The sequence below is a fragment of the Pseudomonas sp. PvP100 genome (assembly GCF_017833055.1).
Lineage (GTDB): Bacteria > Pseudomonadota > Gammaproteobacteria > Pseudomonadales > Pseudomonadaceae > Aquipseudomonas > Aquipseudomonas syringae.
In genome coordinates this window covers 3,223,213-3,240,594 of the sequence record NZ_JAFIBO010000001.1, presented here as the reverse complement: position 1 = coordinate 3,240,594, position 17,382 = coordinate 3,223,213, and the positions used below count along the sequence as shown (strand labels likewise).

Genomic DNA, 17,382 nt, shown 5'->3' with positions numbered 1-17,382 from the left:
AAGCTCCTGAGTCGCGCCCTTCAGGCGGGCGCAACGGAATGTCAGTCAATTGAGTTCAATCACTGAATCAGGCCGAATTCCTTGGCCATCACTTTGTAGTCGGCAACCTGCTTCTTGACGTAGGTGTCCAGTTCCGTGCCGCTCATGGCGAACGGGAACAACTCGCGCTGGTCGCGCAGTTTGGCGAAGTCTTCGGAGGCCAGGATCTTGTCGAACGAGGCTTTCCACCAGTTGTAGTCTTCGTCGCTGACCTTTGGCCCGAGGTAGAAGCCACGCACTACAGGCCAGACGATGTCGTAGCCCTGCTCCTTGGCGGTAGGGATGTCTTTCATTTCGGGTTCGTCGATACGCTTCTCGGCGAATACCGCGAGCAGGCGCATGTCGCCGCTCAGAATGTGCGGCATGGAGTCGGAAATATCGGTACTGCCCACCTGGATGTGGCCGCCGAGTAACGCGGTGGCAATTTCACCGCCGCCTTCGAGTGCCACGTAGCGCAGGGCGCGCGGGTTGATGCCTGCAGCCTTGGCGATCAGCGCGGTCTGCATCCAGTCCTGGCTACCCACGGTGCCGCCTGAGCCGATCACGACTTTGCTCGGGTCGGCTTTCAGCGCCTTGACCAGGTCGTCGAGATTCTTGTAGGGCGAGTCGCTCTTCACTGCGATGGCGCCATAGCTGGTGCCCACGGCGGCTAGCCAGCGCACTGCGTTCTCATCGAAACGACCGAATTTGCCCTGCGCCAGATTGAGCAGCGAACCGCTGGACCACGCGACGAGTGTGCCGGCATCAGCGGGGCGTTGCGCGACGACGGCGTTGTAGGCCACCGCGCCGACACCCCCTGGCATGTAGGTGACGCGCATCGGCGAGGTCAGAATCTTTTCGTTGATCAGCGCGCTCTGTACCAGTTTGCAGGTCAGGTCAAATCCGCCACCTGGCGAGGCTGGGGCGATGCATTCCGGACGTTTGGGTTCGGCAAGTAACTGGCTGGCAATCAGCATGCACCCAGCGGTGGCGGCTATGTGGCGCAGGGAAAATTTCATGTTCAGTCTCCAGAGATATTGTTGTTTTTGGAAGAGAGAAGCTGTGTACCAAGCGCTTTTGTCACGCGCACGGCGAAACCTGCGCTGTCACAGCGGAGGGCGTTTGCGCTGATGTGTTGTTTTGAGGCGTGTAGCGGGAGGAGTGCGCAGAGCAGCCCTCGACGGGATGTGCTCCATGGGCTGGCAAGCCTGGGCGGGCTTAGACATGACGTGACTCCGTTTTGCGATTTATTGTTTTTATTGTTCAGACGCATCCGGGCGCCTGTTTTTTACGTACCCTTTTATCGGGTCGTGACGCGATGCTAAACGACAAACCTTTCGTAAACCTTTCAGTTGCCTTTCACGTTGCGATTGGCGAGTCGCGAATCGTTTCTGCCCTTCACAGACCGCGGCCGGCCTGTAAACTTCACCGCCACGAGCCTCGATACCCAGATCGATAACAACAGTGACAATCAGGAGACGGCGATGCGTGTTCTTCTTGTGGAAGATCATCTGCAATTGGCTGAAAGTGTCGCGCAGGCGCTCAAAAGCGCGGGTTTAACCGTTGATGTGCTGCATGATGGCGTGGCCGCCGACCTGGCGTTGAACAGCGAGGAATACGCGGTCGCCATTCTCGATGTCGGATTGCCGCGCATGGACGGCTTCGAAGTACTTGCGCGTCTGCGAGCGCGTAGCAAAAACCTGCCGGTGCTTATGTTGACGGCGCGCAGTGACGTCAAGGACCGTGTCCATGGCCTGAATCTGGGCGCCGACGACTACCTGGCCAAGCCTTTCGAACTCTCCGAACTGGAGGCCAGGGTCAAGGCCCTGTTGCGGCGCAGCGTGCTGGGTGGCGAGCGGCAACAGCGTTGCGGCGTCTTGGCCTACGATCTGGACACCCGACGCTTCACGCTCGGCGAAGAACTGCTGACCCTGACTTCTCGCGAACAGGCAGTGCTGGAAGCGCTTATCGCCCGGCCGGGTCGGGTGATGAGCAAGGAGCAACTGGCGGCGCAGGTGTTCGGGCTCGATGAAGAAGCCAGCCCCGACGCCATCGAGATCTATGTCCATCGTCTGCGCAAGAAGCTCGACGGACATTCCGTGGCCATCGTGACCTTTCGCGGTCTGGGGTATCTGCTGGAAAGCCGTGATGATTAACGACAGCCTGCGCTGGCGATTGTTGTGGAATCTGGCCCTGCTGCTGGTGGTATTGATGTTGGCCAGCGGCATGAGCGCTTACTGGAATGGCCGCGAAGTGGCCGACACCGCCTATGACCGCACATTGCTGGCTTCCGCACGTACCATCGCAGCCGGCCTGACTCAGCGCGATGGCACGCTGAGCGCCGACATTCCCTACGTGGCGCTGGACACCTTCGCCTACGACAGCGAAGGACGCATCTACTATCAGGTCAATGACATTCATCAGAAGCTGATTTCCGGCTATGAAAACCTGCCGTCGCCGCCGCCCGGTACGTTGCGTACCGACGATTACCCGGCCCTGGCGAAATTTTATAACGGGATCTATCAGGGGCAGGACGTGCGGGTTGTCAGCCTGCTCAAACCAGTGACCGATCCGGGCATGAATGGTACTGCTGAAATCCGCGTTGCCGAAACCCAGGAAGCGCGCAAGGGCATGGCGCGCAGTCTGATGGCTGACACATTGCTGCGGCTGGGCATGCTCGGAGGAGGCGCGCTGCTGCTGGTCTGGTTCACGGTAAGCGCGGCATTGCGACCGCTGGAGCGACTGCGCACCGCCGTCGAGGAGCGTCAGCCGGATGATCTGCGCGCGTTGCCGATGGTTGAAGTGCAGCACGAACTGCGTCCGTTAGTGGGCGCGCTGAACCACTTTACCGAGCGACTGCGTGTGCAGTTCGAGCGTCAGGCGCAATTCATCGCCGATGCCGCTCATGAACTGCGCACCCCGCTGGCCGCCTTGAAGGCGCGGGTCGAGCTGGGGCTGCGCGAACACGACCCGCAGCATTGGCGCAGCACACTGGAGTCAGCGGCGCTAGGCACGGATCGACTCACGCACCTGGCCAACCAGCTGCTTTCCCTGGCGCGCATCGAAAACGGCGCGCGGGCCATCGCCGAGGGCGGGGCGCAACAGCTGGACCTCAGTCAGTTGGCCAGAGAGCTGGGCATGGCCATGGCTCCATTGGCTCATTCCCGGGGTGTCGCGCTGGCGCTGGAGGCTGACGAGCCGGTCTGGCTGCGCGGCGAGCCGACCTTGCTGAACGAATTACTGAGCAATCTGATCGACAACGCGCTGGCCCATACCGCACCGGGCGGCAACGTGGTGTTGCGGGTCTATGCGCCGGGTGTTCTGGAGGTCGAGGATGATGGTCCCGGCATTCCGGCCGATGAGCGTGAGCGCGTTTTCGAGCGCTTTTACCGTCGCAGTCAGCAGGGCAGTGGCGCCGGGCTCGGGCTGGCGATAGTGGGCGAAATCTGCCGGGCACATCTGGCCAGAATCACGTTGCACGAGGGCGCCGAGCGCGGCCTGAAGGTAAGGGTCAGTTTCAGCTCCACCTGATCCAGACTGTGTAAAAACTACTGCGCTTGCCAATACTGCGTTAAAAACAGGCAAAAAATGCTCATTTAGAACACCTAGAGTCGGTCGCGACCCCGGCCGTTTTCGCCTGTTTTTGCCTTGTCTTGCCTTCGCTCGTGACGTTTTTACACACCCTGGACCAGCTGAGGCTAGTAGAGCATGCTCTTGGCTTCGTCCATCTGGGCGCTGAGCACGCCTTCTGCTCTGGCAAGCCCCAACTGGCTGTAGGCAGGCAGGTCGACCATTTCAATGAGGCCGAAGGGATGGTCGGTATTCCTGTGGATATGCACCGTGGCGATCTGTACCAGATCGGTGTAATCAGGGCTTTTCGAGACGCGCGCAAAGTTCTGGAACTGGCCCGGCACGCAGGCCAGTGGTTCGGGGAAATCCCATGAGCGCAGCAGGCGCTCGCCGATAACCGGATGAATGCTGTCGATCACGTGGTTGAGGCTGATCGGGTCGGACAGCAGCTCGTAATGGTCTTCGGCATAGGTCAGGATCGGCAGGATCCCGATCAGGTGGATTAATCCGGCGAGCGTGGCCTGATCAGGTTTCAGATTGGTATAGCGCTGACACAGGGTGTAGCTGATACCGGCAACCTGCAGGCTTTGCTTCCAGATATCGCGCATCTTCTGCTCGATGACCGGCGACTTGGCGTGGAACATCTGCTCGACCACCAGGCCGATGGCCAGGTTGCAGGTGTAGTTGACGCCCAGCCGTCGAATCGCAGTATTGACGTCGCTGACTTCAAAGTTCGGGCGCAGCAAGGGGCTGTTCGCGACCTTGATCAGGCGCGCGGAAAGGGCTGTATCGCTACCGATGACCTTGCTCAGGGCCGAGATGCTGATCTCGGTGTCCTCGGCAGCCAGGCGAATTCTCAGTGCCACTTCCGGCAGGGTGGGTAGAAACAAGGCATCTCTGTCGATGGCCTTGATCAAGTTTCTCTGCACCTCGTCAGCCATCTTGCTCATGTTGCATCTCGCAGCTGTTGGGGGTGTCCAGAGTTATCCGCGCGCTCTTCAGAGCGCCAGGCTGTACTGGATCGCTCTAAAGACACTAGGAAGCTGAATGTGTTCGTCTGGCTAGCGCTGAGTTTCGAGTTTGCTGTCCAGTGTGTAGGGCAGTTCACTCATTTGCAGCGCTGCGCCTTCTGGCGAGCCAAGATTGATACGGCCGTCTTCTGCCGCATCACCCTGCAATACCGCGAGCAGTTCGACGTTCTGCCCATCCTGTGCGGCCATGACGACGTTGCCCACGGCGCTGGCGTGCACCGGTGAGAACAGTGCCGTGCCGGGTTGCGGGATCTCTTCGCCGCTCAGGGTCAGGCGGTAAAGCCTGCGCTTGAGTTTGCCAAGATATTGCATTCTGGCAACGATTTCCTGGCCGGTGTAGCAGCCTTTCTTGAAGCTGACGCCGCCAACCGCTTGCAGATTGATCATCTGCGGAATGAACTCTTCGCGGGTGCTGCCGAACACCTGGCCGATGCCGACACGTATCTGGCCCAGCAACCAGTCATTCAGCAGGCCTTCACTCAACTGCGCTGCCAGGCGCGACTTGATGCTGTCTGCCTGTGCGCTGCGCACCCAAAGCTCGGCCCGGCCTGGCGAGACGCGGATTGCAATCAGGTCATTGGCGCGCACCACGCTATCGGTTTCCTGGGGCAGATCCAGCCCCAGGCTTGCCAGCGCAGCGTCCCCATCCTGCAGGCCGAAGCGCACCCAGTCTGCGCTTTCGTCCGTGAGTTTCGATTTGGAGAACACTGCGTATTTGCGCAGGTCGAGCAATTGCGCTTCGATCAGTTCGCCAGCCATCGCCAGCAGGCAGCCGTCGCCTTCGAACACGATGCGAAAACTCGACTGCATCCGGCCTTTCTGCGTGCAACGGGCACCCAGGCTGGATTTGTCTTCATTCAGATAGTTGAGGTTGCACGTCAGCTGACCCTGAAGAAACTTGCTGGCATCCACGCCGCGAACGGCGAGAACGCCCTCATGGGTTAGCGTGCAGAAAAAAGCTGTGTGGGCCATGGTCATCGCAGATTGGGAAAAAAGTCCGGGGGGCACATCATAGTGCCGAGTCGAGGTTATGCATACGGGTACATGAAAACTGCTGCGACCATTGCGATATTCGCGCGCCCGGCTCACGGCTGTATACTTGCCGCCTACTTTGAGGAGCGCTCCATGGTCGAAGACGTTGAACTCAACCGCCTTTACTGGCACAGCCGCCGCGGCATGCTTGAACTGGACGTGCTGCTGGTGCCGTTTGTCCGTGAGGTCTACCCACATTTGAATGACGTGGACCGCGATTTGTACCGCCGTCTGCTGACCTGTGAGGATCAGGATATGTTCGGCTGGTTCATGCAGCGTGCCGAATCCGAAGATGCTGAATTGCAGCGCATGGTTCGCATGATCCTGGATCGTGTCCAGCCCCAGTGATCGCTTCGAATGTCACTGGCAGGCCTCGCGTCTGCTGGTGACCGCGTATCTCGCGGTCCAGTGTCTGGCACTGGTCGCGTTGTACTGGCTGGACATCGCCGCGTGGGCTGCGGCGCTGGGTGCGCTGATATGTCTGGCGCATGCTTTCCGGGTGATACCACGCTCTATCCTGCTGACGCATCCGGCGGCATTCACCGCGCTCAAGCGCGATCATCAAGGCTGGCAGCTGTGGAATGCACGTGACGGCTGGCAGCCTGTGCAGTTATGCCCCGACAGTCTTGCCTTGCCGTGGGTGGTCATTCTGCGTTTTCGCCCGATTATCGCCGGTCGTCCCGGACGATCGATCAACAGCTGCTGCATTCCGTGTGACGCACTGACGCCGGACATTCACCGACGTTTGCGCGTACGTTTGAAGTTCAGCCGGCATAAGTGGGCGGCACCAGAATAGTGTCCAGCGCCTCCGGCAACATTTCGGGATAGTCCAGCGTGTAGTGCAGCCCCCGGCTTTCCTTGCGCTGCATGGCCGAGCGGATCATCAGTTCCGCCACTTGCGCCAGGTTGCGCAACTCGATCAGGTCGCGGCTGACCTTGTAGTTGGTGTAAAACTCGTCAATCTCATCCAGCAGCAGGCGTATGCGATGCTGAGCGCGCTGCAGGCGTTTATTGGTGCGCACAATGCCGACGTAGTCCCACATGAACCGTCTCAGCTCGTCCCAGTTGTGCGCGATGATCACGTCTTCATCCGAGTCAGTGACCTGGCTGGCGTCCCAGGCCGGAAGGTCGGCGGGCATCTGCACGTCAGCCAGTTGCTTCTCGATGTCTGCGGCGGCCGATCGGGCATAGACGAAGCACTCCAGCAGCGAGTTGCTGGCCATGCGGTTGGCGCCATGCAGGCCTGTGAAGCTGGTTTCGCCGATGGCGTAAAGGCCCGGCACATCGGTATGCCCCTTGCTGTCCACCATCACGCCACCACAGGTGTAATGCGCAGCGGGGACTACGGGGATCGGTTCGCGAGTGATGTCGATGGAAAATTCCAGGCAGCGTTCATAGACGGTTGGGAAGTGCGTCTTGATGAAGGCTTCGGGTTTGTGGCTGATGTCCAGATACACGCAGTCGATGCCCAGCCGCTTAATCTCATGGTCTATCGCGCGGGCAACGATATCGCGCGGCGCCAGTTCTGCCCGCTCATCGAAGCGTTGCATGAAGCGCTCACCGTTAGGCAGCTTGAGGTAAGCCCCTTCACCGCGCAGTGCCTCGGTGATCAGAAAGCTCTTGGCCTGCGGGTGGTACAGGCAAGTGGGGTGAAACTGGTTGAACTCAAGGTTCGCTACTCGGCAGCCGGAACGCCAGGCCATGGCGATGCCGTCGCCACAGGCACCGTCAGGGTTGCTGGTGTAGAGGTAAACCTTGGCGGCGCCGCCCGACGCCAGGATTGTGAAGCGCGCGCTGTAAGTATCCACTTCGCCACTGTGGCGATTGAGCACGTAGGCGCCGAGGCAGCGCTGGCCTTCCAGGCCGAGACGGCGTTCGGTGATCAGGTCGATGGCAGCGCGCTGTTCGAGCAATTCGATATTGGGTCGCTTGATTGCCTGTTCCAGCAGGGTGCGAAAAATGGCTGCACCCGTGGCATCTGCAGCATGAATGATCCGCCGGTGGCTGTGGCCGCCTTCACGCGTCAGGTGAAATTCAAATCCGCTTTCGTCGGTGCCTGCGTCATCGCCGCGGGTAAAAGGCACGCCTTGATCGATCAGCCATTGAATCGCCTCGCGGCTGTGTTCGACGGTGAAGCGCACAGCGTCTTCGTTGCAAAGGCCGCCGCCTGCGTTCAGCGTGTCCTCAACATGAGATTGCACGGTGTCGGTGTCATCCAGCACTGCCGCAACACCGCCCTGCGCCCAGAAGGTCGAGCCGTTGGCGAGGTCACCCTTGCTCAGGACCGCAATCCGCAGGTGGTCGGGCAGGGTCAGTGCCAGGCTCAACCCGGCAGCGCCGCTGCCGATTACCAGTACGTCATGCTGAAAATGTTGACTCATCTGCGAATTCTGCCCTTGGCGACCACTAGTATAAGTATTGGGGTAACGGCACAATAGCCTCGCCTACATGGCAATGTGAGACCACGGCGGGTCTGGATTGTGCTCCAGTCCCGGACGGCATGCCTATTGTTTTCCTTTTGTTCGGTCGCTGGAAATGCTCCAGTGCGTTGATTCAAGGGAACTTTAAGCAGTTTGAGTCTCACGCCGGCAATTGTGTCAATGGAACTTTTTGTAAAGAACCATGCTCAATAGCAGGTTGCCTACACAGGAACAGCGTCTATTTCGCAGGGTTAGATAAGTGATCATCAACTGCGAAACTGGCGACAAGACTATTCGCGCAGCCGACCGTGTCGAGCTGCGTTTTTCGTGCACGCTTTATGATGGCTTGCAGGAAACTTGCTTGAAGGGGGAGAACTTTTGCGAAAAGCCCGAGTCTATGTTTGCAAGCCTGAACACTATCAGTTGCAACACTCCTTCATGCTTAACGAGGAGTGTTCATGCTAACCCAGGAAGAGGATCAGCAGCTTGTCGAGCGCGTACAGCGTGGCGATACGCGAGCATTTGATCTGTTGGTGCTGAAGTATCAGCACAAAATTCTAGGGTTGATCGTGCGATTCGTGCACGACACCCATGAGGCTCAAGACGTTGCACAGGAAGCCTTTATCAAGGCTTATCGTGCTCTCGGAAATTTTCGCGGTGACAGTGCTTTCTACACCTGGCTGTACCGTATCGCCATTAACACGGCGAAGAACTATCTGGTTTCGCGAGGTCGGCGACCACCGGATAGCGATGTAAGGTCTGAAGACGCGGAGTTCTACGACGGCGACCACGGCCTCAAGGACATCGAGTCGCCGGAGCGTGCATTGTTGAGGGATGAGATCGAGGGCACCGTCCATCGGACCATCCAGCTTCTCCCGGAAGATTTACGTACGGCACTAACTTTACGTGAATTCGATGGTCTGAGTTATGAAGACATTGCGAGCGTCATGCAGTGTCCAGTTGGTACCGTGCGCTCTCGGATCTTCCGCGCTCGGGAAGCCATCGATAAAGCCCTGCAGCCGTTGTTGCAGGAATCCTGAGACAGCGGCGATAGCCCAAGAGAGGAACCCGCCATGAGTCGTGAAGCCCTGCAGGAATCGCTGTCCGCGGTACTTGATAATGAAGCGGACGAACTGGAATTACGTCGGGTATTGAATGCCATTGACGATGCCGATACTCGCGCCACCTGGTCGCGTTACCAAGTTGCTCGTGCAGCGATGCACAAAGAGTTGCTGATCCCTCATCTGGATATCTCGGCTGCTGTATCTGCCGCGATCGCCGATGAAGTCAGCCCGCTCAAGGCAGCTCGCGGTCCTTGGCGTACGCTGGGTCGTCTGGCCGTTGCAGCGTCGGTTACCGTAGCCGTTCTGGCTGGTGTCCGCCTGTATAACCAGGACGACATTGCCGGTGCACAGTTGGCACAGCAGACTCAACAGCCTGCCAATCTGACTGTTCCGCAAGTGAAAGGCCCTGCCGTACTGGCTGGCTACACTGAAAGCGCCGAGCAAGCACCTGGTCCTATGGCCAACGGTGTACTGCAGGGCGGTGGTCAAGGTGACCAGCGTCTGCCGGGCTATCTGCGTCAGCACGCCCAGGAAGCAGCGTTGAAAGGCACTGAAAGCGCGTTGCCATACGCACGTGCTGCGAGTCTGGAAAACCGTTAAGGAGGATCATGCGAGCCGTCCCTCTACTGCCACTACTGCTTGGTGGATGGCTTGCCCTCCCGGTACAGGCTGATGATGCGCAAGACGCAATAAATCGTCTTGCCAAGGTTGATCAGCAGCAAAGCTATCAAGGCACCTTCGTATACGAGCGCAACGGTAGTTTTTCTACCCACCGGATCTGGCACCGCATAGCGGACGGCCATATTCAGGAGCGCTTGCTGCAGCTTGATGGTTCTGCTCAGGAAGTATTGCGTGTTGACGGGCTTACTCAGTGCGTCAGCGGCACGCTCGAAGCGGGTGTAGCCAATCCGGCCGACTCTTCTGCCCGCGCATTCGATGTCAAAAGACTGTCCGCCTGGTACGACATGAAAATTGCCGGCAAATCCAGAGTGGCCGGTCGTCAGGCGACTATCGTTGCGCTGTCCCCCAAGGACCAGCATCGATACGGCCTCGAACTGCACCTGGATAACGAAACCGGTCTTGTGCTCAAGTCGCTTCTGTTGAGTGAGAAGGGGCAGTTGCTCGAGCGTTTCCAGTTTACCGATCTCGATACCGCCAGCGTGCTATCCGAGCAGATGCTCAAGACCAGTACAGACTGCAAGCCTGTTTCTGTAGTGAAGACCAAGCCTGAGGCTTCCATAAGCCCTGTGGCCTGGCATTCTGACTGGCTGCCGCCGGGTTTTGACGTCAGCAGCAGCGGTGTACGCAAAGACCCCGCTACGCAGTCCCCGGTGACACATCTCATGTACAGCGACGGTCTGGCGCGTTTTTCGGTGTTCATCGAATCGGTTAAAGGTGGCGCGTCTTCGGATATTCGCACCCAGCTAGGCCCGACAGTGGCCGTTTCCCGTCGTCTGACAACGCCGCAGGGCGACATGATGGTGACGGTCGTCGGAGAAGTCCCGATGGGTACTGCAGAGCGCATAGCATTGTCGATGCGTAACGACGAACCTTCAGCCAATAAATAAACATTTGGAGTCACGGCTCTCAGGATGTAAAAATTTTCATCCTGGGTTACAGAAGCCGCCAGGCCGCACTCAACCTGGCTTGAGCAAAGGCGCTGAAATGTTTAGTGAGGTTTGCAGATTGCAAAAACTCTGTTTTTTTTCTATAGGTCAGAGCCTCGCAGCCCTGGCCTTTTGTCGTTTTCAGAGGTCATGTCGCTGATCCAGAGATAAGCATCGCTGCTTGAGGTCTTTGAGTCGGTTGCTTCGGACTGCTTAATTTTTTCCTCGTTACAAACGGGAGCCATATGTCGATACCACGCATGAAATCCTACTTTTCATTGATTGCCGCTGTGCTGATGCTCGGTCAGGTGGCTACGGCTCAGGCCGAAAACCTGCCGGACTTCACCGGGCTGGTCGAGCAGGCATCGCCCGCAGTGGTGAATATCAGTACGCGTCAGAAATTGCCGGACCGTGCCGTCGCCAATCAGCAGATGCCTGATCTGGAAGGGCTGCCGCCGATGCTTCGCGAGTTTTTAGAGCGCAGCATGCCGCCGGGTTCGCGTCCGCCAGGCTCGGGTGCAGGCAAGGGTGATCGCCAGCGTGAGGCTCAGTCCCTTGGATCGGGCTTCATCATCTCCCCTGACGGCTACGTTCTGACCAACAATCACGTAATCGATGGTGCTGACGAGATTCTCGTACGCCTGTCCGATCGCAGCGAGTTGAAGGCCAAGCTGGTCGGTACCGATCCGCGTACGGACGTTGCCGTGCTGAAAATTGATGGCAAGGACCTGCCGACCGCCAAACTGGGCAATTCCAATACGCTCAAGGTCGGCGAATGGGTTCTGGCGATCGGCTCGCCGTTCGGCTTCGATCACTCCGTGACCAAGGGTATCGTCAGTGCCAAGGGGCGCAGCCTGCCTAACGATACCTATGTGCCGTTCATTCAGACCGACGTGGCCATCAACCCGGGTAACTCCGGTGGCCCGCTGTTCAACATGGCTGGCGAAGTCGTCGGGATCAACTCGCAGATCTTCACGCGCTCCGGTGGTTTCATGGGGCTGTCGTTCGCGATTCCGATCGACGTCGCCATGGATGTCGCCAATCAGCTCAAGGCCAATGGCAAAGTCAGCCGCGGCTGGCTGGGTGTGGTCATCCAGGAAGTGAACAAGGACCTTGCCGAGTCTTTTGGTCTGGACAAGCCTGCCGGCGCGCTGGTTGCGCAGGTGCTTGAAGACGGCCCGGCTGCCAAGGGCGGTGTGCAGGTGGGTGACGTGATTCTGAGCGCCAACGGCCAGCCAATCGTCATGTCGGCTGACCTGCCGCACCTGATCGGCAACCTCAAGGACGGCAGCAAGGCCGAACTTGAAGTGATTCGTGACGGCAAGCGTCAGAAGCTGACGGTCACCGTCGGCGCACTGCCTGATGAAGGTCAGGAGATGGGCGATGTTGGCGGTACGGGTGCCGAGCGCAGCAGTAATCGTCTGGGTGTATCGGTGATCGAGCTGACCGCCGAGCAGAAGAAGTCCCTGGACCTCAAAGGTGGCGTTGCCATCAAGGAAGTCACAGGCGGCCCGGCTTCGCTGATCGGCCTGCAGGCGGGTGATGTGATCACTCACCTGAACAATCAGGCGATCACGTCCAGCAAGCAGTTCACCGAGGTGGCGAAAAGCCTGCCCAAGGATCGCTCTGTCTCGATGCGTGTTCTGCGTCAGGGTCGTGCGACCTTCATCACCTTCAAGCTGTCCGAGTAACTGGTCGGTTTAAGCGGAAAGGGTGGCCATGGCCACCCTTTTTTGTGCCTGTTTGTTTACCGTGCGCCGATCCGGGTGCCTGTAAGCGTGACGCCTCTTGCTTAGTTCAGGTACAATTCCCGGCTATTTTTCGGCGGGCAATCTGCCTGCAACCTTTTTGAGTGTTGATCCGTGAGTGATTTGAGTCATATCCGCAATTTCTCCATCATCGCCCACATTGACCATGGCAAGTCGACGCTGGCCGACCGCTTCATTCAAATGTGCGGCGGCCTGACCGAGCGCGAAATGGAAGCGCAGGTGCTCGACTCCATGGATCTTGAGCGCGAGCGCGGGATCACCATCAAGGCCCATAGCGTTACCCTGTATTACAAGGCCAAAGACGGTATCACCTACCAGCTGAACTTCATTGACACCCCGGGGCACGTCGACTTCACCTACGAAGTCAGCCGTTCTCTGGCCGCGTGCGAAGGTGCGTTGCTGGTGGTCGATGCAGGGCAGGGCGTCGAGGCGCAATCGGTCGCCAACTGCTACACCGCCATCGAGCAGGGCCTTGAGGTCATGCCGGTACTGAACAAGATGGACTTGCCACAGGCCGATCCGGACCGCGTCAAGGAAGAGATCGAGAAGATCATCGGTATCGACGCCACCGATGCCGTGGCGTGCAGCGCCAAGAGCGGCATGGGCGTTGACGAGGTCCTCGAGCGCTTGGTCGCAACCATTCCTGCACCGACCGGCAATATCGAAGATCCGCTGCAGGCGTTGATCATCGACTCCTGGTTCGACAACTACCTGGGCGTCGTGTCTCTGGTGCGTGTGCGCCACGGCCGCGTCAAGAAGGGCGACAAGATTCTCGTCAAGTCGACCGGCAAGCTGCATCTGGTCGACAGCGTGGGCGTGTTCAACCCCAAGCACTCGGCGACCGTCGATCTGAAAGCGGGCGAAGTAGGCTTCATCATCGCCGGCATCAAGGACATTCACGGTGCGCCGGTCGGTGACACCCTGACCCTGAGCACCACTCCCGACGTCGACGTACTGCCCGGCTTCAAGCGTATTCAGCCACAAGTCTACGCAGGCCTGTTCCCGGTCAGCTCGGACGACTTCGAAGACTTCCGTGAAGCGCTGCAAAAGCTGACGCTTAACGACTCTTCACTGCAATACCTGCCCGAGAGCTCCGACGCGCTGGGCTTCGGCTTCCGCTGTGGCTTCCTCGGCATGCTGCACATGGAGATCATCCAGGAACGCCTGGAGCGTGAGTACAATCTCGACCTGATCACCACCGCGCCAACCGTAATCTTCGAGCTGTTGCTGAAGACCGGCGAAACGATTTACGTCGATAACCCTTCCAAGCTGCCTGACCTGTCGGCCATTGAAGACATGCGCGAGCCCATCGTTCGCGCAAATATTCTTGTGCCGCAGGAGCACCTGGGCAACGTCATTACGTTGTGCATCGAAAAACGTGGCGTACAGCACGACATGCTGTTCCTCGGCACGCAGGTTCAGGTGAGCTACGATTTGCCGATGAACGAAGTGGTTCTCGACTTCTTCGATCGTCTCAAGTCTGTCAGCCGCGGTTATGCTTCGCTGGATTATCATTTTGATCGTTACCAGTCGGCCAACCTTGTCAAACTCGACGTTCTGATCAACGCCGAGAAGGTCGACGCCCTTGCCCTGATCGTCCATCGCGACAATGCACACTACAAAGGGCGTGCGTTGACCGAGAAGATGAAAGAGCTGATCCCTCGACAGATGTTCGACGTGGCAATTCAGGCGGCTATCGGCGGTCAGATTGTGGCCCGGACAACCGTCAAGGCGCTTAGAAAGAACGTATTGGCCAAATGCTACGGCGGCGACGTCAGCCGCAAGCGTAAATTGCTGGAGAAGCAAAAGGCCGGTAAGAAACGCATGAAGCAGGTCGGCAACGTGGAAATTCCACAGGAAGCCTTCCTTGCAGTGCTCAGGTTGGAATAGTCAGGTCCTATGTCACTAAATTTCCCGCTGTTGTTGGTCATCGCTGTCTTCGTCTGTGGCGTGCTTGCACTGATTGATCTGGTCATCCTGGCGCCTCGTCGCCGGGCTGCCATTTCCAACTATCAGGGCAGCGTGGGCGAACCTGACATTGCTGTCGTGGAGCGCTTGAACAAAGAGCCTTTGCTGGTCGAGTACGGCAAATCGTTCTTCCCGGTGTTGTTCATCGTGCTGGTGCTTCGTTCGTTTCTGGTCGAGCCGTTCCAGATTCCTTCGGGCTCCATGAAGCCGACACTGGATGTGGGTGATTTCATTCTGGTCAACAAGTTCGCGTACGGCATTCGCCTGCCGGTACTGGACCAGAAGGTGATTCAGATCGGTGATCCGCAGCGTGGCGACGTGATGGTGTTCCGTTATCCGAGCGACCCGAGCGTCAATTACATCAAGCGCGTCGTCGGTCTGCCGGGTGATCGTATCCGCTACACCAGCGACAAGCGGCTGTTCATCAATGGCGAGCTGGTCGCCAAGAAGCTGATCGGCACCGAGCCCGGTACACTGGGCAGCGCGGAACTCTATGAAGAGCAGCTGGGCGAAGTCGAACATCAGATCCGTCAGGAAATGAGCCGCTACCGCGCGCCGCCTGACAGTGAATGGACCGTGCCTGCCGCGCACTACTTCATGATGGGCGACAACCGTGACAACTCCAACGACAGCCGTTACTGGGATGATCCCAACATTCCCAAGGACGAGCTGGGCATGGTCCCGGACAAGAACATCGTAGGCAAGGCGTTCGCGGTGTGGATGAGCTGGCCCGAGCCGAAACTGAGCCACTTCCCCAATTTTGCGCGCGTAGGGCTGATCAAGTAATCGATGCGGCGCTGCCTGAGCAGCGCCGTATGTCATTTGGGCTGACTGGAAACGCCTCTGAAGCATGAGTCGACCCGGTCAGGAGGCGTTGCACTCTTGAGGTCGAAGTCGAACATGACGTTCTCTACTTCTCAAAAAGGCTTTTCTTTCGTGGGCTGGCTGTTAGTGCTGGCGCTGGTCGCGTTTGCGACGAGCACGGCCTTCAAGCTGGTCCCGCACTACCTCGACTACATGACGATGAAGAAAATCATCGAAGCGGTCGACACCAACAAGACCCTGGACATCACCACGGTCGACGATTTTTACGGTTATGTCGGTAAGAACATGCAGGTCAACAGCATTCGGGATATAGATTTGAACAAGGCGTTGAAAGTGACGGTGGAGAACAATGCGTTCCAGGCTCATTTGAACTATGAGCAGCGTGAACCGTGGTTCCAGAACATCGATCTGGTGTTGAAGTTCGACAAGCAATTCAGCGTGGGTAAACCGTGAGCGTATCCTTGAGCCGCCTTGAGCGTCAGCTCGGCTACACCTTCAAGGATCAGGAACTGATGGTCCTGGCCCTGACCCATCGCAGTTTTGCCGGTCGCAACAATGAGCGTCTGGAGTTTCTCGGTGATGCCATTCTCAACTTCGTGGCTGGCGAGGCGCTGTTCGAGCGTTTCCCCCAGGCTCGCGAAGGCCAGTTGTCCCGCTTGCGGGCGCGGCTGGTGAAGGGCGAGACTCTGGCGTTGCTGGCCCGTGGTTTTGACTTGGGCGAATATCTGCGCCTTGGTTCGGGCGAGTTGAAAAGCGGTGGTTTCCGTCGTGAATCGATTCTCGCCGACGCGCTCGAGGCACTGATCGGGGCGATTTACCTGGATGCGGGCATGGAGGCGGCGCGCGAGCGCGTCCTGGCCTGGCTGACAACCGAGTTTGACAGCCTGACGCTGGTGGACACCAACAAGGACCCCAAGACCCGACTGCAGGAATTTCTCCAGTCGCGGGCCTGCGAACTGCCGCGTTACGAGGTGGTGGATATCCAGGGCGAACCGCATTGCCGGACGTTTTTCGTCGAATGCGAGATCAACCTATTGAATGAAAAAAGCCGAGGACAGGGTGTCAGCCGCCGGATTGCCGAACAGGTAGCCGCCGCAGCAGCACTCATCGCCCTGGGCGTGGAGAACGGTCATGAATGATACAACCGCAACACGCTGTGGCTATGTTGCCATTGTCGGCCGTCCCAACGTAGGCAAGTCCACGCTGCTCAACCACATTCTCGGTCAGAAGCTCGCGATCACCTCGCGCAAGCCGCAGACCACGCGCCACAACATGCTGGGCATCAAGACCGAGGGCGCCGTGCAGGCGATCTATGTCGATACCCCCGGCATGCACAAGAATGGCGAGAAAGCGCTCAACCGTTACATGAACAAGACCGCTTCGGCGGCGCTGAAGGACGTCGACGTGGTCATCTTCGTCGTCGATCGCACCCGCTGGACAGACGAAGACCAGATGGTTCTGGAGCGTGTTCAGTATGTGCAGGGGCCGGTCATCCTGGCGATCAACAAGACCGATCGCATTGAGGACAAGAGCGACCTGATGCCGCATCTGGAGTGGCTGCAGGGCCAGTTGCCGAATGCGTCCATCGTGCCGATCTCCGCGCAGCATGGCCACAACCTCGAAGCGCTGGAAAGCCTGATTGCCTCGCACCTGCCCGAGAACGATCACTTCTTCCCGGAAGACCAGATCACCGATCGCAGCAGCCGCTTTCTGGCTGCTGAACTGGTTCGCGAGAAGATCATGCGCCAGTTGGGCGCCGAGCTTCCGTATCAGATCACCGTCGAGATCGAAGAATTCAAGCAGCAGGGCCGCACCCTGCATATCCATGCGCTGATCCTCGTCGAGCGCGACGGACAGAAGAAGATCATCATTGGCGACAAGGGCGATCGCATCAAGCGCATCGGCAGTGACGCGCGTCGTGACATGGAACTGCTGTTCGACTCCAAGGTGATGCTCAACCTGTGGGTCAAGGTCAAAGGTGGCTGGTCCGATGACGAGCGCGCACTGCGTTCCCTTGGCTACGGCGACCTCTAAGCTGTCCTTTCGCCCGACCTTGCTATGGTCGGGCGAACACTTCC

The 17,382-nt window shown here is 58.4% G+C and carries 17 protein-coding genes; 13 read left to right on the top strand and 4 right to left on the bottom strand.

From position 1 onward, the window contains the following. Positions 1 to 59: 59 nt before the first annotated feature. Positions 60 to 1,043: a tripartite tricarboxylate transporter substrate binding protein gene (locus JOE39_RS13765; protein ID WP_192874428.1), complete on the bottom strand. Its 984-nt coding sequence runs from the start codon at positions 1,041 to 1,043 to the stop codon at positions 60 to 62. Positions 1,044 to 1,502: 459 nt separating this feature from the next. On the opposite strand from JOE39_RS13765, the gene JOE39_RS13760 reads away from it, so the two are divergent. Together JOE39_RS13760 and JOE39_RS13755 are read left to right on the top strand one after the other, a co-directional pair. Then, a complete protein-coding gene (locus JOE39_RS13760) occupies positions 1,503 to 2,174 on the top strand; it encodes a response regulator (RefSeq protein WP_003363740.1) in 672 nt (223 codons plus the stop codon). Then, positions 2,167 to 3,549, top strand: coding sequence for a sensor histidine kinase (locus JOE39_RS13755; RefSeq protein ID WP_003425281.1), 1,383 nt, complete (start codon positions 2,167 to 2,169; stop codon positions 3,547 to 3,549). The genes JOE39_RS13760 and JOE39_RS13755 overlap by 8 nt, the downstream gene beginning before the upstream one ends. Before the next feature lie 167 nt (positions 3,550 to 3,716). On the opposite strand, the gene JOE39_RS13750 is transcribed toward JOE39_RS13755, so the two are convergent. After that, a complete protein-coding gene (locus JOE39_RS13750) occupies positions 3,717 to 4,538 on the bottom strand; it encodes an HDOD domain-containing protein (protein WP_003395819.1) in 822 nt (273 codons plus the stop codon). A 111-nt stretch (positions 4,539 to 4,649) separates the two neighbouring features. Beyond that, the gene (locus tag JOE39_RS13745) at positions 4,650 to 5,591 is read right to left on the bottom strand and encodes a folate-binding protein YgfZ (protein ID WP_192874857.1); all 942 of its coding nucleotides are present in this window, start codon (positions 5,589 to 5,591) and stop codon (positions 4,650 to 4,652) included. Between the two features lie 153 nt (positions 5,592 to 5,744). Here JOE39_RS13745 and JOE39_RS13740 point away from each other — a divergent pair, with 153 nt between their 5' ends. Both JOE39_RS13740 and JOE39_RS13735 read left to right on the top strand, forming a co-directional pair. Further along, positions 5,745 to 5,999 carry a succinate dehydrogenase assembly factor 2 gene (locus JOE39_RS13740; protein ID WP_003363729.1) on the top strand — a complete coding sequence of 85 codons (255 nt, stop codon included), beginning with the start codon at positions 5,745 to 5,747 and terminating at the stop codon, positions 5,997 to 5,999. Further along, entirely contained in the window at positions 5,983 to 6,447 is a 465-nt protein-coding gene (locus JOE39_RS13735; RefSeq protein ID WP_096116358.1) for a protein YgfX, read from the top strand. The genes JOE39_RS13740 and JOE39_RS13735 overlap by 17 nt, the downstream gene beginning before the upstream one ends. Here JOE39_RS13735 and nadB read toward each other — a convergent pair. Then, positions 6,416 to 8,032, bottom strand: a complete 1,617-nt coding sequence (nadB, locus tag JOE39_RS13730) for an L-aspartate oxidase (protein ID WP_096116357.1) — start codon at positions 8,030 to 8,032, stop codon at positions 6,416 to 6,418. The two genes, JOE39_RS13735 and nadB, sit on opposite strands and share 32 nt — an antisense overlap. 497 nt (positions 8,033 to 8,529) lie before the next feature. Here nadB and rpoE point away from each other — a divergent pair, with 497 nt between their 5' ends. The 9 genes from rpoE (at position 8,530) to era (ending at position 17,338) form a co-directional block, all read left to right on the top strand. Further along, positions 8,530 to 9,111, top strand: a complete 582-nt coding sequence (gene rpoE, locus JOE39_RS13725) for an RNA polymerase sigma factor RpoE (RefSeq protein WP_002554912.1) — start codon at positions 8,530 to 8,532, stop codon at positions 9,109 to 9,111. 33 nt (positions 9,112 to 9,144) lie between these two features. Next, complete coding sequence (locus JOE39_RS13720) at positions 9,145 to 9,735, top strand: anti sigma-E factor RseA C-terminal domain-containing protein (protein WP_003395810.1); 591 nt, start codon at positions 9,145 to 9,147, stop codon at positions 9,733 to 9,735. An 8-nt stretch (positions 9,736 to 9,743) separates the two neighbouring features. Then, positions 9,744 to 10,703, top strand: coding sequence for a MucB/RseB C-terminal domain-containing protein (locus JOE39_RS13715; protein WP_024665307.1), 960 nt, complete (start codon positions 9,744 to 9,746; stop codon positions 10,701 to 10,703). 299 nt (positions 10,704 to 11,002) lie between these two features. Beyond that, the gene (locus tag JOE39_RS13710) at positions 11,003 to 12,433 is read left to right on the top strand and encodes a DegQ family serine endoprotease (protein ID WP_226487942.1); all 1,431 of its coding nucleotides are present in this window, start codon (positions 11,003 to 11,005) and stop codon (positions 12,431 to 12,433) included. Positions 12,434 to 12,604: 171 nt separating this feature from the next. Beyond that, the gene (lepA, locus tag JOE39_RS13705) at positions 12,605 to 14,401 is read left to right on the top strand and encodes a translation elongation factor 4 (protein ID WP_003413009.1); all 1,797 of its coding nucleotides are present in this window, start codon (positions 12,605 to 12,607) and stop codon (positions 14,399 to 14,401) included. Positions 14,402 to 14,410: 9 nt separating this feature from the next. After that, a complete protein-coding gene (gene lepB / locus JOE39_RS13700; RefSeq protein WP_003363711.1) occupies positions 14,411 to 15,265 on the top strand; it encodes a signal peptidase I in 855 nt (284 codons plus the stop codon). 114 nt (positions 15,266 to 15,379) lie between these two features. Next, entirely contained in the window at positions 15,380 to 15,757 is a 378-nt protein-coding gene (locus tag JOE39_RS13695; protein ID WP_003384196.1) for a DUF4845 domain-containing protein, read from the top strand. Beyond that, positions 15,754 to 16,443, top strand: a complete 690-nt coding sequence (rnc, locus tag JOE39_RS13690; RefSeq protein ID WP_002554906.1) for a ribonuclease III — start codon at positions 15,754 to 15,756, stop codon at positions 16,441 to 16,443. The genes JOE39_RS13695 and rnc overlap by 4 nt, the downstream gene beginning before the upstream one ends. Continuing rightward, positions 16,436 to 17,338, top strand: coding sequence for a GTPase Era (era, locus tag JOE39_RS13685; RefSeq protein WP_003363707.1), 903 nt, complete (start codon positions 16,436 to 16,438; stop codon positions 17,336 to 17,338). Before rnc ends, era begins: the two co-directional genes overlap by 8 nt. Positions 17,339 to 17,382: the final 44 nt, after the last annotated feature.

Bases quoted from the DNA above. Each gene is read 5' to 3' on its own strand.
- JOE39_RS13745 (WP_192874857.1), bottom strand. From the start codon at position 5,591: ATGGCCCACACAGCTTTTTTCTGCACGCTAACCCATGAGGGCGTTCTC.
- JOE39_RS13750 (WP_003395819.1), bottom strand. From the start codon at position 4,538: ATGAGCAAGATGGCTGACGAGGTGCAGAGAAACTTGATCAAGGCCATC.
- era (WP_003363707.1), top strand. From the start codon at position 16,436: ATGAATGATACAACCGCAACACGCTGTGGCTATGTTGCCATTGTCGGC.
- JOE39_RS13760 (WP_003363740.1), top strand. From the start codon at position 1,503: ATGCGTGTTCTTCTTGTGGAAGATCATCTGCAATTGGCTGAAAGTGTC.
- JOE39_RS13695 (WP_003384196.1), top strand. From the start codon at position 15,380: ATGACGTTCTCTACTTCTCAAAAAGGCTTTTCTTTCGTGGGCTGGCTG.
- JOE39_RS13710 (WP_226487942.1), top strand. From the start codon at position 11,003: ATGAAATCCTACTTTTCATTGATTGCCGCTGTGCTGATGCTCGGTCAG.
- JOE39_RS13740 (WP_003363729.1), top strand. From the start codon at position 5,745: ATGGTCGAAGACGTTGAACTCAACCGCCTTTACTGGCACAGCCGCCGC.
- JOE39_RS13720 (WP_003395810.1), top strand. From the start codon at position 9,145: ATGAGTCGTGAAGCCCTGCAGGAATCGCTGTCCGCGGTACTTGATAAT.
- lepB (WP_003363711.1), top strand. From the start codon at position 14,411: ATGTCACTAAATTTCCCGCTGTTGTTGGTCATCGCTGTCTTCGTCTGT.
- JOE39_RS13715 (WP_024665307.1), top strand. From the start codon at position 9,744: ATGCGAGCCGTCCCTCTACTGCCACTACTGCTTGGTGGATGGCTTGCC.
- nadB (WP_096116357.1), bottom strand. From the start codon at position 8,032: ATGAGTCAACATTTTCAGCATGACGTACTGGTAATCGGCAGCGGCGCT.
- JOE39_RS13755 (WP_003425281.1), top strand. From the start codon at position 2,167: ATGATTAACGACAGCCTGCGCTGGCGATTGTTGTGGAATCTGGCCCTG.
- rpoE (WP_002554912.1), top strand. From the start codon at position 8,530: ATGCTAACCCAGGAAGAGGATCAGCAGCTTGTCGAGCGCGTACAGCGT.